Raw genomic sequence first — 13,921 nt, 5'->3', positions numbered from 1 at the left:
CTCAGCGGGTCCGCGTCACCGGCGCGCAGCCCTCCGCGTCAGCGCCGGCTCCGGAGTCGTCGCCGCGTGCGGCTCCGCTCCGTTCACCGCACCGGCGTGCGGCGCCAGTGCATCCGCTCCGCGCTCCTTCGCCTCGGCGTCGGTGAGCACGGGCTTGCGGGGCCACCAGAAGCGGTCGCCGGTGAGGAAGGCGAGCGCCGGCACGATCACCGTGCGCACGAGGAGGGTGTCGATCAGCACACCGATGCAGACGATGATGCCGATCTGCGTCAGCGTGATGAGCGGCAGCACGCCGAGCACCGCGAACACGGCGGCGAGCAGGATGCCGGCGCTGGTGATGACCGCTCCGGTCGCGGCGAGGGCACGGATCATGCCCTGCGTGACGCCGAGGTGCTCCGATTCCTCCTTCGCCCGGGTGACCAGGAAGATGCTGTAGTCCACACCCAGGGCCACCAGGAACAGGAAGCTGAACAGCAGCACGTTGGTGTCGATCGCGGGGAACCCGAACAGCGGGGTCTGGAAGAGCCACCAGCTGAGCCCCACGGCGGAGAAGAAGCTGCCGACCACGGCGAGGAGCAGCAGCAGCGGAGCGACGAGCGCCCGCAGCAGGATCACCAGCACGAGCAGCACCAGCACGAGGATGAGCGGGATGATCAATGCCTGGTCGCGGGCCTGGGCGTTGGTCACATCGAGCGCCTGGGCGTCGAGACCCCCGACGAGCCCGGTTCCGTCTCCGACGTCGTCGAGGGTCGCCCGCATCCGATCGATCGTTGCGAAGGCCTCCTCCGTCTCGGCGCTCGCGTTCAAGGTGACGTCGAGGCGCGCGAACTCGTCGGTCGTCTCGCCCTCCATCACCGCGTCGACGCCGTCGAGGTCGGTCAGTGCGTCCACGGCATCCGCCGCGTCGTCGATCGGCACGATCACGACGGCGGGAGAGGTCGTGCCCGCGGAGAACGCCTCGGCGAGCACCTCCTGGCCCTGCACGGCCTCGGGCTTCTGCAGGAAGCGGTCGTTCTGCGAGAGGCCGGTCTGCACGAAGAAGAGTCCGCTCGCCATCGCGCCGAGCACCAGGAAGCCGGAGGCGGCGATGATGGCCGGGCGACGCGAGACCCCGCGGCCCAGCTTTCCCCACAGGCTGCGCGAGATCGCGTCGGCGGAGCCGAAGCGGGGGATGTAGGGCCAGAACAGGCCCCGCCCGAACAGCACCAGGGCGGCCGGGAGCACGAGGAGGGCGAACAGCATCGCGACCGTGATGCCGACGGCGCACGCGAGGCCGAGGGCGCGGTTCCCGGCCAGTTCGGCGAGCAGCAGGGTCAGCAGGGCGAGGGCGACGGTCGACCCGCTCGCGATGATCGCGGGGCCCGCTCCGCGCAGCGCGCGCTGCATCGCTATACGACGGTCCTCGTGCAGGCGGAGCTCGTCGCGGTAGCGCGCGATGAGGAGGAGGGCGTAGTTCGTGCCGGCGCCGAACACGAGCACCGACAGGATGCCGGTGACCGAGGCGTCGAGCTGGATGCCCACCGCCGCGGCCACCTGGCGGGCGATGATGCCGGCCAGCGCGTCGGCGACACCGATCACGACGAGCGGCACGAGCCACAGCCACGGGCTGCGGTAGGTGATGAGCAGCAGCACTGCGACGACGACCACGGTGGTGAGCAGGAGGGTGAAGTCGGCGCCCTCGAACACCGCGGCGATGTCGACCTCGAAGCCCTCGGCACCGGTCAGGTACACGCGCACCCCGTCGAGATCGGCGGATGCCGCGTCGCGGAGCTCCTGGGCGCGCTCGGTCTGGGCGGCGACATCGGCCTCGACGTCGAGGGGCACGACGACGAGCGCGACGGTCCCGTCGTCCGAGAGCTGGGCAGGAGGCACGAATCCCTCGCTGGAGAGTGAGGCCAGGTCGCCGCGGGTCTTCTCCTCGATCGCGGCGAGGGTCTCGGCGTCCAGCTCGCCGTCCTCGGATTCGAACACCAGGAGGGCGGAGGTGCCGTCGGCGCTCTCGAACTGCTCGCGCAACTCATCGACCTGCACGGACTCGGCCGAGTCGGGCAGCCCGACCGACGGAGCCGTCTCGGTGCTCTCGGAGCCCGCGAGGCTGAAGAGGCCGGCAGCGGCGACCGCGGCGATCACGAGCATGATCCACGACGTCTTGGCCGATGTCAGGAACCGCAGAACGTCTTTCATGTCTCTCCCGGAAGTCACATACTTCGATAGTCGAACTATTCGACACTGGAAACAAGATAGAGGTAATCTGGGTCTCATGCAACCGAGGGATGCGGGTGTCGCCGACGCCGCCGTGAGCGCGGCGCCGAGCGGTCTGCCCAGCGATGCGGCGCCCACGCGACCGGCGACCGCGATGCTGCGCGAGTTCATCGAACTCAGCGAGCAGTTCGAGCGGGTCCTCGGTGCGGAGCTCGCCGTCAACCCCACCGACCTGAACGTCATGGAGCAGCTGCTCATGAGCGGACCGCTCGGGGCCAGCGAGATCGCGCGACGTGTGGGAATCTCGGCGGGAGCGGCGACGACCGCGGTCGATCGGCTGGTCGCGCTCGGTCATGTGACACGCCAGGCGCAGCCTCACGACCGGCGGGGAGTGCTGGTCGTGGCACAGCCCGCGTCGCGCGATCGCGCCATGGGGCGGCTCATGCCGATGATCCTGGGCATCGACGCACAGCTCGACTCCTTCTCGGCCGAGGAGCAGGAGACCATCACGCGCTACCTCCGCCAGGTGGTCGAGCATCTGGGTCACCATGCCTCCGTCTCACCACCCTCGACGACACCCGGCTGATCAGCGGCCCCGCGTCGGCATCACGCCACGGCCGAGAGCTGGAAGATCCGGCCGCTCACGTGCGTGGGGGTGATGACCACCCAACGGTCCTTCTCCTCGGGCGCCCAGGAGCGCAGGTCGAGTGCCTCCAGCCGGTCGATCTCACGGGAGCTCTCGACCTCCTCGGCGCGGCCCTTCGCCACCACGCTGAACGCCTCGTGCTCGTCGTAGCCGTCGATCTGGAAGACGATCGAGCTGTGGATCGTGAGTTCGAGGAGCTTGGTCCCCGGAGATGTACGGAACACGATGCGACCGTCGTCGATCCCGTGGTTGATGGGGAAGATGTCGATCTCGCCGGCGGCCTGCGCGGCCAGCCGGCCGTACGGCGCGCGGGCGATCCGCTCCCAGCATTCGTCGTCGGTGAGAGCCCGCGAGGGCGGGCGGTCCTCCCAGGACAGATCGGACATCGTCATGCACTTCCCTTCGCCGCTCTCGGGGGTCGAGCGGAGCCCAGGGCCGGCATCCGCGTCGATGGAGGGACGGACCCTCGTCCCTCACGGTAGGGCGGCGCGGCGCCCCCGGACAGGACCAACGTCCCCTGCATGCCCGCCCCCGCGCGCGGTGCGATGGGACCTTCGCCCCTGGCGCTCCCGGTCGCCGCGGGGTGGACTGGGAGGCCCGACGAAAGGACGTGCGCCATGGCCACGGACGACCCGAACCCGTACCTGCACGTGGCGCCCGCCCCCGAACCGACGCGGGCCGTCGTGGACAAGCTGTCCACGACCGAGTGCTGGCGGCTGTTGGCGCGCGGCGAGCTGGGGCGACTGGCGGTGACGGGCATCGACGGGTCTCCCGACGTGTTCCCGGTGAACTATCTCGTGCACAGCGGTGCCGTCTACATCCGCTCCGCTCCCGGCGCCAAGCTGATCGACATCACCGCGCACCGCGAGGTCGCCTTCGAGGTCGACGGGGAGAACACGGCATCCCGCTGGAGCGTCGTGATCCGCGGGAACGCGCATCGTCTCGACACCGATGCGGAGATCGAGGAATCCGGCATCCTCCACCTGACCTCGTGGAGTCCGACCGGCAAGTACAACTACATCCGGATCACGGCCACGTCGGTGACCGGGCGGCGCTTCCGACGGCGCTTCCCCGACATCGCACCGCCGGTGACCGCGCCGCTCGCGGCGGGGATCCGTCCGACCGGCGGCAGTCCGACGCAGGCCGGGGCCGAGGCGGACGACCGCGGTCAGCGGCCGGTCCGCATCCCGCACTTTCCGCCGATCTCCGACGAGTGACCCGACTCAGGCCGCGCCGACGGTGTTCTTCGGGGTGTGCATGATCAGTACCGGGCACTCCGCGTGCGCGGCGCACGCCGCACCGACCGATCCGAGGAGCAGGCCCGCGAACCCGCCGTGGCCGCGACTGCCGAGGACGAGCAGGTACGCGCCCGCGCTCTCCTGGATCAGGACCCGGGCCGCCGGGCCCTGGAGCACTGTCTGGAGGATCGGCCGCGGTGGTGCGCCGGGGAAGGCATCCTCGACCGTCTGCGCCAGCGACTTCGCCGCTTCATCGTGGGGAGACCAGTCCGTCGCGGCGTAGTACGGATCGAACAGGACGGGATACTCCCAGGTCGTGATCGCCTCGAGAGAGGCATCCACGGCCTCCGCGAGTTCGGCGGCCCGCTGGAGCGCGATCACCGAGGACACGGAGCCGTCGACGCCGACGACGATGCGGGGGTCTGCTGTCGAGATGTTCATCCTCCGACGATGCTCCCGCCGACGGCCCGCGTCCGGGCCGAAGGTCACACGCGTTCCGGCGTCGCCAGGCCGCTGGGCGGCCCGCCGAGAGCCCGGAGCGCGTAGAGGATGGTCGCAAGGTCCACGGCCTCCTGGGCCAGCGCTCCCGCGATCGCGGGGATGGCGCCGGTCATCGCGACGAGCATGAGCCCGACGCTGAGCCCGATGCCGATCCAGATCGCCGTGAGGGCCACGCGCAACGTGTGTCTGCCGATCGCGATGGCGTCGACGACCTTCGCGAGCGAGTCGACGAGGATGACCACGTCGGCCGCGTCCCCGGCGGCGGTGGCGCCGCGCGCCCCCATCGCGACCCCGATGTCGGAGGCCGCCAGCACGGGGGCGTCGTTGACCCCGTCGCCGACCATCATCATCGGACGCGGCTGCAGTCCGGCGGCGAGGTTCACCTTCTCCGGCGGGAGGAGCTCGGCGTGCACGTCGTCGATCCCGACCTCGCGGGCGATGGATTCCGCCGTCGGGGCGGCGTCGCCGGTGAGCATCGTGAGCCGCTCGACCCCGTGCGCGCGCAGCCAGGCGATCACCGCCGATGCCTCGGGGCGCGCGGCATCCGCGAGGATCAGCGTGCCGGCGAAGCGACCGTCGATCGCGACGTAGGCGGCGGCCTCACCCGGGGCCAGGGCCGTGCGCACGGTGTCGGCGGCCAGCGAGGCCACATACGCGGGCTTGCCCACCACGACCGTGCGTCCGCTGATCTGGGCGGTCACGCCGTTGGTGGCCGCCTCGCTGGCCTCGTCGGTCGCGTGCAGCTCGAGCCCCCTGCTCTCGGCGGCGCTGCGGATTCCCGCGGCGAGCACGTGCGAGGAGTACTGCTCGGCCGACGCGGCGAACGCCAGCAGCTCCTCGGCCGCGAAGCCGGGCGCCGGGCGCACATCGACGAGCTTCGGCGCGCCCTGCGTCAGCGTCCCCGTCTTGTCGAACGCCGCCGAGCGCACCCGCGCGAGCTGCTCGATCACGGCGCCGCCCTTCATGATGACCCCGGTCTTGGCCGCGCGCGAGAGGCCACCCAGGAAGGCGACCGGAGCGGCGATCAGCAGCGGGCAGGGGGTCGCCAGCACGAGCACCTCGGCGAAGCGGGTCGAGTCGCCCGAGATCGCCCAGGCCGTCCCCGCCAGTACGAGCGAGACGGCCGTGAACGGGATCGCGAACCGGTCGGCGAGCCGCACGACGGGCGCGCGCGATTTCTCAGCGGCATGCACGAGCGCGACGATCTGCTGATACTGGCTGTCGGCGCTGGATCGCAGGGCGCGGATCCGCACGGCTCGGGTGCCGTTGACGGCTCCGGAGAGCACCTCGCCACCGGCCTCGCGCGTCACGGGCATGCTCTCGCCGGTGAGCGACGACTCGTCGAAGCTGGCGCTGTCGGACAGCAGGATGCCGTCGACCGGCACGATCTCGGAGGGCCGCACGAGCAGCGTGTCGCCGATCACGACCGCATCGACGGCCACATCGGCCACCTCCTCGGACTCCGCAGTCGGCGCAGGGCCGACGACGTGGGCGACGCGTGGCGAACGATCGAGCAGGGCCGACAGGTCGCGCTTGGCGCGTCGGCCCGCGAAGTCCTCGAGCGCCTCGCCGCCCGCGAGCATCAGGACGATGATGAGCCCGGCGATGTACTCGCCGACCGCCAGGGTCGCCACCATCGCCACGACCGCGAGGATGTCGAGCCCGACGTGTCCGCGGATGACGTCGCGGATCATCCCTATGAGGGTCCACACGACGAAGCCCGCGACGTACACGGTCGCGGCTCCCTGTCCGATCGGCTGCTCGCCGGCGGCGTGCAGCGCGAGCACTCCACCGAGGACGAGGATCGTGAGCACGATCACGGGGTACCGACGGAGGAAGCGCATACGCTCAGCATCCCCCGTCCGGTGCCGGCGCACCAGGCCCGGTCCGCCGGCTAGGAGTTCGCTGTGGACGGCTCTTCCTTAGACCTGTCTCAGAGCCGCCTCTGCACGATGTCCTCATGACCACTCTGACGACCAGACCCCTCACCCCGGCCGCCGCGTCCGCTCCGGCCCCGCGGGGAGTGGGCCGACGCACCGCTCAGCTCTGGCGCGCCGGGGCGATCGTCGTGATCTGGGCGACCAGCCTCTTCGTCGTCGCGCTCTGGGTCGCCGGGGGCGGAGTCGCAGCTCTCCTCGGGTTCGACGCCGAGACCGTGACGACGCTGGGCCGGCTGACCGGTCTCATCGCGTCGAACCTGTTGCTCTACCAGGTGCTGCTGATGGCCCGCGTCCCCCTGTTCGAGCGGGGATTCGGTCGCGACGGCATCACCCGCCTGCACCGCTTCGTCGGCTTCTGGTCGTTCTGGCTGATGGGCGCGCACATCGTGATGCTGGCGGTGGGGTACGCGCTCGCGGCAGGCGTCGATCCGCTCGCCCAGCTGTGGAGCTTCGTCTGGGACTATCCCGGAATGCTGCTCGCGACCGTGGGCACCCTCCTGATCCTGCTCGTGGTCGTGACGTCGATCCGACGCGCGCGCCGGAAGCTGCGCCACGAGTCCTGGCATCTGCTGCACCTCTACGCCTACCTCGGGGTCGGCCTCGCTCTGCCGCACCAGCTGTGGACGGGCGCCGACTTCCTGTCGTCGCCGATCGCGACCGGATACTGGTGGTCGCTCTGGGCTGTCGCCGCGGCATCCGTCCTCGCCTTCCGCATCGTGTCGCCCCTGCTGCGCTCGTCGCGCCGGGCGCTGCGGGTCGCCGCGGTCGAGCGCGACGGGGCGCGGGGAGTCACGGTGCGCGTGTCCGGGCGCGACCTCGCGTCGCTGAGGGCCCGAGCGGGTCAATTCTTCGTCTGGCGGTTCCTGGACGGACCCGGGTGGACGCGGGGACACCCGTTCTCGCTGTCGTCCGCACCGGGGAGCGATCTCACTCTCACTGCCCGCATCGTCGGCGACGGCACCCGGCGGCTCGAGACCCTCCTTCCCGGCATGCGGGTCATCGTGGAGGGGCCGTACGGCGAGATGACGGGCGAGCGACGGACCGGGACCAAGCTGCTCATGATCGGAGCCGGCGCCGGAGTCGCACCACTCGTCGCCCTCCTGGAGGCCGAGGCGTACGCTCCTGGAGCGGCGACGCTGATCACGCGCGACTCGAGCGCCGCGGACGCGCTCCGCCAGGACGCGATCGCGGATCTCGTCGCCCGGCGCGGTCTCCGGCATCTCCCCTTCGTCGGTCCGCGGTCGACCGGGGGATCGCCGTGGATCCCGGCCACGCACGGGGCGTGGACCGGACCGCAGCTGCTGCGGCATCTCGTCCCGGACCCGGAGGAGTACGACGTGTTCCTCTGCGGAGCCGCGGACTGGATGACGGTCCTGACGCGGGACCTCCGCGACGCCGGGTTCGCGGCTCACCGCATCCATTCCGAGTCCTTCACGATCTGAGCGGAGAACGTCATGAAGAAGATCCTCTACACGCTGCTCGCCACAGTCAGCGGCCTCGTGCTGCTGTTCAGCTACCGCACGTCGGTCGACGTCGTGATGCCGGTCGACTCCGTCGCCGCGACGACCGGCTCGACCGGAACGACCGGCTCGACGTCGGGTTCCGGGCTCGTGGACGGCACCTACACGGGCGACTCCGTGCAGACCCGGTACGGACCCGTGCAGGTGAAGATCACGGTGTCCGGCGGGAAGATCAGCGCGGCGGAAGCGACCGACTATCCCGACGGCAACGGACGCGACCGGCAGATCAACGGCACCGCGATCCCGCGTCTCGTGTCGGAGACGATGCAGGCGCAGAGCGCGAAGATCCAGATGGTGTCCGGTGCCACGTACACTAGCGACGGATACCGCTCCTCCCTGCAGAGCGCGATCGATCAGGCGCAGAGCTGATGACCGGGGTGCACACGACCCGCGTCCGGGTCGAAGAGATCATGGGCATCCCGATGAGCATCCACGTGGTGACGGCGGGGGAGTCGATCGGGCCGGACGTCGAGGAAGCGGTCGGCGCCTGCTTCGACGAGCTCCGCGACATCGACCGGGTCTTCTCGACGTATCGGGACGACTCCGACATCCTGCGCATCCGGCGGGGCGAGCTCACGATCGCGGAGGCCGACCCCCGGGTCGCCGTGGTCGCGGATGCCTGCGGACGGGCGGAGACGGAGACCAGAGGGCTGTTCTCGGCGACGTGGCGTGGGTGGTTCGATCCGACCGGATACGTGAAGGGGTGGGCCGTGGAGGAGGCGAGTCGCCGGCACCTCGCTCCGCTGCTGTCGGGTGTGATCGCGGTCGGGATCAACGCCGGCGGGGACCTGCAGCTCTTCACCGCGGCGGGGTCGGCGTGGCGATGGCACGTCGGGATCGCCGACCCGCACGACCGGACACGGGTCATCGCCACGATCGACGTCGTCGACGGCGCGGTCGCCACATCGGGAACGGCTGAGCGCGGACTGCACATCGTCGACCCTCGCACCGGGGAGCGGGCGACGGGAGTCGCCTCCGCCACCGTGGTCGCCCCGGGCCTCGCTCAAGCGGACGTCTGGGCCACCGTCGCCGTCGTCGCGAGCGCGGATCATGCGTGGATCGCCGACGCGGGCTCGCGCACCGGCATCCTCGTGGACGACGACGGACGGGTGACGCGCTGGCTCGGCTCCACGACGGTCGAGGTGCAGACCGCGACTCCCGTCAGCGGTGCGCCGGCAGCGTGAGCAGGAACGTGGTCCCCTCGGGCGTCGACGACTCGACCTCGATCGAGCCGCCCGCGCGGCGAGCCACGTCCCGCACGAGGGACAGGCCGAGCCCGAAGCTGCGCGGGCGTCCGCTCTCCCGGGGACGCGCGAACCTCTCGAACACCTGATCTGCGGAGATCCCGTCGATCCCGGCTCCCTCATCGATCACCCGCACGGTCGCGTTCCCGGTGCCCGCGCCGATGCGGATCGTGACGGTGCCGCCCGCAGGGGAGTGCTGCACGGCGTTGTCGAGGAGCGCGACAAGGATGCGGACCAGCGTCACGGTCGGGATCTCCGCCTGCACGTCCCTCTCGCCCGCGACGGCGAGCGATACGCCCGATTCGGAGGCGATCGACGCGATGGATGCGACCGCCGCGTCCGCTGCCGCCCGCACATCGGCCGAGGAGTCCGGCTGCGAGTCGCCCTCGGCGGCGATCAGCAGATCGGTGAGCACGTCGCCCATCATGTCCGCGTCGCGACGGAGTTCCGCGAGCCCCGGGCCCAGGTCCTCGCCCCGGTCATGACGGCGCTGCACGACCTGGATGCGGCTCGTCAGCGTGGTCAACGGCGTGCGCAGCTCATGGCTCGCGTCGGCGACGAAGTGACGCTGTCGGCGCAGGGCTTCCGCGAGAGGGCGCACGGAACGTCGAGCCGCGACCACCGCGACCGCGGCGAGCAGCACGACCCCGATGATCCCGAGGACGATCACGGTCGGCACGACCACGTCGATGTCGACGATGACGTCGTCGGTCGGCCCGACGGGGCGGCCGACGACGCCGCCGTGCTCCGCGCCTTCGCGCCGCGAAGTCGCGAGCACCACGGCGAGGAGGATCCCGATGCCGGTCGCGATGATCACGCCGGACGCGACGCCTACCCAGAGGCCGATGGAGAGCGCCGCCCGGCGCACGCGAGCGGTGTCGGACTCGGTCACGAGGGAGTCCCCGCCCGGTAACCGCGGGCGCGCACGGTGTCGATCATCTCGGGCGTGGTCTTCCGGCGCACGTAGTGCACATAGGTGTCGACGGAACTGGAGGTGTCTCCCTCGTGGAAGACGGCGCGGAGGATCTCCTCCCTGCTGAACACATGCTCCGGACTGGCGCTCAGCAGCTCCAGGAGTGCGCTCTCGGTGGCGGTCAGCGCCACGCGGAAGCCGGACGGGTCGTACACGGCCTGGGCATCCGGCGCGAACACCCACTCGCCGAGGTCCCTCCGCACACCGTCGGCGCGGAAGGCGCGGCGCAGTGCCCGCAGGCGTGCGAGCAGCTCGCCGTAGTCGAACGGCTTGATCAGGTAGTCGTTGGCTCCGCCGTCGAGCCCGGTGACCCGGTCGTCCACCGTGCCGGATGCCGTCAGCATCAGGATCGGCGTGGTGATGTGCGCCGTCCGCACGGCTCGGATGAGTGCGATGCCGTCCATCCCGGGGAGCCGTCGGTCGACCACCATCGCGTCGTAGCGTCGGCCGAGGGCGAGACGGAGGGCCTTCTCACCGTCGACGGCATGGTCGACGTCGTACACGTCCGACAGCACTTCGACCGTCATGGCGGCGATCTCCGCGTCGTCCTCGACGTAGAGGAGCGACCCGCGCGGCAGGTCCGTCGTTGTCATCAGGCTCTCCTTCGGCTCTGCCGCGGGCGGAGGATTCGGGCGCGGTCTAGACGACGCCGGTGGTTCCGAAGAGCGTACCGATCAGGAAGGTGGCGATCAGCGCGAACGCTCCGCCCACCACGACCCGCACCGTGGGGCGAAGGGCCGGGCTGCCGCCGAGGCGGGCGCCGAGGGCTCCGGTGATGCCCAGGGCCAGCAGCACCACGACGAAGGTCGCGGGGATCCGCACCTCCGGCGGCAGCAGCATCGCCACGAACGGGATGATCCCGCCGACCGTGAACGCGACCGCGGAAGCGAGGGCGGCACGCCAGGGGCTGACCAGGTCCTCCCGGTCGATGTTCAGCTCGGCCGACAGGTGGGCGGCGAGGGCGTCGTGCGCGGTCAGCTCCTCGGCGACCTGGCGTGCGGTCTCCGGCGAGATCCCCTTGGCCTGGTACAGACCCGCGAGTTCTTCGAGCTCCTGCTCGGGCATCTCCGCGAGTTCGCGGCGCTCCTTCGCGATGAGCGCCTTCTCGCTGTCGCTCTGACTGCTCACCGACACGTACTCGCCGAGCGCCATCGAGATCGCGCCACCGACCAGTGCGGCGGTGCCGGCGGTCAGGATGGGGGCCAGGTCGTTGGTCGCTCCGGCCACACCGACCACGATCGCCGCGACCGAGACGATCCCGTCGTTCGCTCCGAGCACGCCCGCCCTCAGCCAGTTCAGACGTCCGGCGATCCCCGCGGTGTGCGGCTCGTCGGGGTGGGTGTGCGTACTCGTCATGGCGCCCCTCCGCTGTCGATCAGGTTCCCGACCCATTAGACACCGGCGCGATGCCGGGAGGGGAGGACTTTCGACCCGGTGCGGGGGAGCTCGGACGGAGTCCACCAGCATATTGCTAACCCTTGACCTATCTCACCTGTCTAGCGATAGGGTGGGCTATCCGGTGAGCGATGCTGGCCGGATCGAGGGCTCTCCGTGGCAGTGTGCCGTGTATCACGAGTCCAGTTCCCCAGACTGGTCGTTCAATGCAGAGCGCGAGGTCGCGAGGTTCCATCAGGCCCTGTCCGGTCCTCCACGCCCCAGACGTGGAGGACCGGTGAGGCTGATCGTCTGTCAGGCCTGCGGTGCCGACGGACGCGACGGCTGATCCTGGTAGATGTCCGGCGTCCCGTCGCCGTCCTCGTCGATCTGCTCGGCGAGGGCGATCGCCCGGTAGCGCCGGTTGCGCACGATCAGGATGCTCGCGGCGAAGAGCGAGGCGAGGAGCGACGCGATCATGATCGCGATCTTCGCGTCGTCGCCGTGCACACTGTCGGCGCCGAAGCTCAGCTCGGCGATCAGGAGGGAGACGGTGAACCCGATCCCGGCGAGGAGTCCGACCCCGATGAGGTCGATCCAGCGCAGCGCGGCATCGAGCCGGACCCGGGTCACCAGGGTGAGCAGGCGCACGGACAGCACGATGCCGATGGGCTTGCCGAGCACGAGCGCCACGACGATGCCGATCGTCACCGGATCGGTGGCCGCGCGCAGGATGCCGTCGACGCCGCCGACCGCGACGCCGGCCGCGAAGAACGCGAAGATCGGCACGGCGATGCCCGCGGAGAGGGGGCGGAAGCGGTGCTCGAACTCCTCGGCGAGACCCGGTCCGGTCGAGGGGGCCGGATCCTTCCTGCTCGGGCGCACGGGGATCGTGAACGCCAGTGCGACACCGGCGATCGTCGCGTGGATGCCGGAGGCGTGCAGGAAGGCCCAGGCGATGAAGCCGAGCGGAAGCAGGATCAGCCAGGCGGCGAAAGCCTTCTCCCGGAAGAAGACCCGGTAGCGCTGGGCGAGCACTCCGTAGACGGCGATCACCACGACCGCGATCAGCAGCGGGATCATCTCGATCTCGGCGGTGTAGAACACCGCGATGATGAGGATCGCGATGAGATCGTCGACGACGGCGAGGGTGAGCAGGAACACCCGCAACGGACTCGGGAGGTGTGAGCCGACGAGGGCGAGCACGGCGACGGCGAAGGCGATGTCGGTCGCGGTCGGGATCGCCCATCCCTCCCGCAGCGACGGCTGCTGCCAGACGATCGCGGTGTAGATGAGTGCCGGCACGGCGACGCCGCCCACCGCGGCGGTGATGGGCACGATCGCCGTGCCGAATCGGCGGAGATCCCCGGTGACGACCTCGCGCTTGAGCTCCAGGCCGACCATGAAGAAGAAGATCGCCAACAGGCCGTCGGCCGCCCACGCACCGAGCGAGAGCTCGAGATGCCACGGCTCGTACCCGATGCGGAAGTCCCGCAGCGCGAAGTAGCTGTCGGAGGCGGGGGAGTTCGCCCACACGATCGCGATCGCCGCGGCGATCACGAGCAGGATGCCGCCGACGGCCTCCTTCCGCAGCAGGGAGGTGATGCGTCCCGCTTCCGCGGCGCCGGGCCAGCGGGGGAAGCGGCCTGTCGGGGGTGATGAAGGAGTGTTCGGCATGGGAGCTTCCTGGAGAGTGGTCGACTGATGAGGTGTCGACCAGACTTCCCGACGCGCCTCCACCATTCTACCGTCGACGACGTCTGGTCCCGAATCGGTCGCCTCGGTAGGGTCGGCATATGACGCAGGCGACGATGACGACGAATCGACCGGTCTCCGCGGATCGGCGTTCCTGGCGACTCAGCCGCGGCGCGATCCTCGTCCTCGGTGTCTTCGTGATCCCTCTGGCGCTCTCCGCCGCGCTCAACGCCTACGGCGCCCTCACGCTCGAGGGGGCGCTGCGCATGGCGGCGGCCACCGTCGCGGGGCAGACGATCGCCGTCGTGTGCGCGGTGGGAGTCGTCGTGCTGACCGTGCGCCGCGGCTTCGCGCTGCCCTCGACCCTGGCCTTCGCGCTCATCGCGGCGCTGGTGCTCGCCAACGCGCTCGCCGCGATCGGGACCGCGGGGGAACTGCTGCTGACCCGACTCGACCTGCTCGCCGAGATGGACGCGCTCAACGGCTAGCTTCCGCTCCCGTTCGGCACGTGCTGCCGACAGTGTCGCTCCGCTGTGTGCTCTGATAGTTGCGCTTACGCAACTATCAGAGGTATAGTTGACCGTTATC

Annotated in this window: 14 protein-coding genes; 6 read left to right on the top strand and 8 right to left on the bottom strand. The window is 70.6% G+C overall.

Features of this window, described 5'->3' with window-relative positions:
• Window positions 1–15 precede the first annotated feature (15 nt).
• Window positions 16–2,184, bottom strand: a complete 2,169-nt coding sequence (locus ACWA14_RS13475; RefSeq protein WP_463794408.1) for an MMPL family transporter — start codon at window positions 2,182–2,184, stop codon at window positions 16–18.
• A 76-nt stretch (window positions 2,185–2,260) separates the two neighbouring features.
• Between ACWA14_RS13475 and ACWA14_RS13470 the strand changes: the two genes are divergently transcribed.
• Complete coding sequence (locus ACWA14_RS13470) at window positions 2,261–2,788, top strand: MarR family winged helix-turn-helix transcriptional regulator (protein ID WP_463794405.1); 528 nt, start codon at window positions 2,261–2,263, stop codon at window positions 2,786–2,788.
• A gap of 20 nt (window positions 2,789–2,808) precedes the next feature.
• On the opposite strand, the gene ACWA14_RS13465 is transcribed toward ACWA14_RS13470, so the two are convergent.
• The gene (locus tag ACWA14_RS13465; protein WP_463794402.1) at window positions 2,809–3,240 is read right to left on the bottom strand and encodes a pyridoxamine 5'-phosphate oxidase family protein; all 432 of its coding nucleotides are present in this window, start codon (window positions 3,238–3,240) and stop codon (window positions 2,809–2,811) included.
• Between the two features lie 225 nt (window positions 3,241–3,465).
• Here ACWA14_RS13465 and ACWA14_RS13460 point away from each other — a divergent pair, with 225 nt between their 5' ends.
• Window positions 3,466–4,065 carry a pyridoxamine 5'-phosphate oxidase family protein gene (locus ACWA14_RS13460; RefSeq protein WP_463794400.1) on the top strand — a complete coding sequence of 200 codons (600 nt, stop codon included), beginning with the start codon at window positions 3,466–3,468 and terminating at the stop codon, window positions 4,063–4,065.
• Between the two features lie 6 nt (window positions 4,066–4,071).
• Here the strand turns inward: ACWA14_RS13460 and ACWA14_RS13455 are convergent, their stop codons facing one another.
• Together ACWA14_RS13455 and ACWA14_RS13450 are read right to left on the bottom strand one after the other, a co-directional pair.
• A complete protein-coding gene (locus ACWA14_RS13455) occupies window positions 4,072–4,527 on the bottom strand; it encodes a universal stress protein (RefSeq protein ID WP_463794398.1) in 456 nt (151 codons plus the stop codon).
• A 44-nt stretch (window positions 4,528–4,571) separates the two neighbouring features.
• Window positions 4,572–6,431 carry a heavy metal translocating P-type ATPase gene (locus ACWA14_RS13450; RefSeq protein ID WP_463794395.1) on the bottom strand — a complete coding sequence of 620 codons (1,860 nt, stop codon included), beginning with the start codon at window positions 6,429–6,431 and terminating at the stop codon, window positions 4,572–4,574.
• Between the two features lie 116 nt (window positions 6,432–6,547).
• On the opposite strand from ACWA14_RS13450, the gene ACWA14_RS13445 reads away from it, so the two are divergent.
• From ACWA14_RS13445 to ACWA14_RS13435, 3 genes are read left to right on the top strand one after another with little or no spacing between them, the layout of a single operon-like run.
• Window positions 6,548–7,969 carry a ferredoxin reductase family protein gene (locus ACWA14_RS13445; RefSeq protein WP_463794390.1) on the top strand — a complete coding sequence of 474 codons (1,422 nt, stop codon included), beginning with the start codon at window positions 6,548–6,550 and terminating at the stop codon, window positions 7,967–7,969.
• Window positions 7,970–7,981: 12 nt separating this feature from the next.
• Window positions 7,982–8,416, top strand: coding sequence for an FMN-binding protein (locus tag ACWA14_RS13440; protein WP_463794386.1), 435 nt, complete (start codon window positions 7,982–7,984; stop codon window positions 8,414–8,416).
• Entirely contained in the window at window positions 8,416–9,231 is an 816-nt protein-coding gene (locus tag ACWA14_RS13435) for an FAD:protein FMN transferase (RefSeq protein WP_463794383.1), read from the top strand. The genes ACWA14_RS13440 and ACWA14_RS13435 overlap by 1 nt, the downstream gene beginning before the upstream one ends.
• Here ACWA14_RS13435 and ACWA14_RS13430 read toward each other — a convergent pair.
• The 4 genes from ACWA14_RS13430 to nhaA form a co-directional block, all read right to left on the bottom strand.
• Window positions 9,209–10,183: a sensor histidine kinase gene (locus ACWA14_RS13430; protein WP_463794380.1), complete on the bottom strand. Its 975-nt coding sequence runs from the start codon at window positions 10,181–10,183 to the stop codon at window positions 9,209–9,211. The two genes, ACWA14_RS13435 and ACWA14_RS13430, sit on opposite strands and share 23 nt — an antisense overlap.
• Entirely contained in the window at window positions 10,180–10,857 is a 678-nt protein-coding gene (locus ACWA14_RS13425) for a response regulator transcription factor (RefSeq protein ID WP_463794377.1), read from the bottom strand. The genes ACWA14_RS13430 and ACWA14_RS13425 overlap by 4 nt, the downstream gene beginning before the upstream one ends.
• A gap of 46 nt (window positions 10,858–10,903) precedes the next feature.
• Window positions 10,904–11,620: a VIT1/CCC1 transporter family protein gene (locus ACWA14_RS13420; RefSeq protein WP_463794373.1), complete on the bottom strand. Its 717-nt coding sequence runs from the start codon at window positions 11,618–11,620 to the stop codon at window positions 10,904–10,906.
• 333 nt (window positions 11,621–11,953) lie between these two features.
• Complete coding sequence (gene nhaA / locus ACWA14_RS13415) at window positions 11,954–13,315, bottom strand: Na+/H+ antiporter NhaA (protein ID WP_463794371.1); 1,362 nt, start codon at window positions 13,313–13,315, stop codon at window positions 11,954–11,956.
• A gap of 119 nt (window positions 13,316–13,434) precedes the next feature.
• Here nhaA and ACWA14_RS13410 point away from each other — a divergent pair, with 119 nt between their 5' ends.
• Window positions 13,435–13,821 carry a hypothetical protein gene (locus tag ACWA14_RS13410; protein ID WP_463794369.1) on the top strand — a complete coding sequence of 129 codons (387 nt, stop codon included), beginning with the start codon at window positions 13,435–13,437 and terminating at the stop codon, window positions 13,819–13,821.
• Window positions 13,822–13,921 lie beyond the last annotated feature (100 nt).

This window comes from Microbacterium sp. TW_SC_2 (assembly GCF_055361165.1).
This window is presented reverse-complemented; position numbering and strand designations above follow the sequence as displayed.

What these genes read in the sequence shown, in the direction of transcription:
- ACWA14_RS13475 (WP_463794408.1), bottom strand. Translation starts at nt 2,184, where the DNA reads ATGAAAGACGTTCTGCGGTTCCTGACATCGGCCAAGACGTCGTGGATC.
- ACWA14_RS13470 (WP_463794405.1), top strand. Translation starts at nt 2,261, where the DNA reads ATGCAACCGAGGGATGCGGGTGTCGCCGACGCCGCCGTGAGCGCGGCG.
- ACWA14_RS13465 (WP_463794402.1), bottom strand. Translation starts at nt 3,240, where the DNA reads ATGACGATGTCCGATCTGTCCTGGGAGGACCGCCCGCCCTCGCGGGCT.
- ACWA14_RS13460 (WP_463794400.1), top strand. Translation starts at nt 3,466, where the DNA reads ATGGCCACGGACGACCCGAACCCGTACCTGCACGTGGCGCCCGCCCCC.
- ACWA14_RS13455 (WP_463794398.1), bottom strand. Translation starts at nt 4,527, where the DNA reads ATGAACATCTCGACAGCAGACCCCCGCATCGTCGTCGGCGTCGACGGC.
- ACWA14_RS13450 (WP_463794395.1), bottom strand. Translation starts at nt 6,431, where the DNA reads ATGCGCTTCCTCCGTCGGTACCCCGTGATCGTGCTCACGATCCTCGTC.
- ACWA14_RS13445 (WP_463794390.1), top strand. Translation starts at nt 6,548, where the DNA reads ATGACCACTCTGACGACCAGACCCCTCACCCCGGCCGCCGCGTCCGCT.
- ACWA14_RS13440 (WP_463794386.1), top strand. Translation starts at nt 7,982, where the DNA reads ATGAAGAAGATCCTCTACACGCTGCTCGCCACAGTCAGCGGCCTCGTG.
- ACWA14_RS13435 (WP_463794383.1), top strand. Translation starts at nt 8,416, where the DNA reads ATGACCGGGGTGCACACGACCCGCGTCCGGGTCGAAGAGATCATGGGC.
- ACWA14_RS13425 (WP_463794377.1), bottom strand. Translation starts at nt 10,857, where the DNA reads ATGACAACGACGGACCTGCCGCGCGGGTCGCTCCTCTACGTCGAGGAC.
- ACWA14_RS13420 (WP_463794373.1), bottom strand. Translation starts at nt 11,620, where the DNA reads ATGACGAGTACGCACACCCACCCCGACGAGCCGCACACCGCGGGGATC.
- nhaA (WP_463794371.1), bottom strand. Translation starts at nt 13,315, where the DNA reads ATGCCGAACACTCCTTCATCACCCCCGACAGGCCGCTTCCCCCGCTGG.
- ACWA14_RS13410 (WP_463794369.1), top strand. Translation starts at nt 13,435, where the DNA reads ATGACGCAGGCGACGATGACGACGAATCGACCGGTCTCCGCGGATCGG.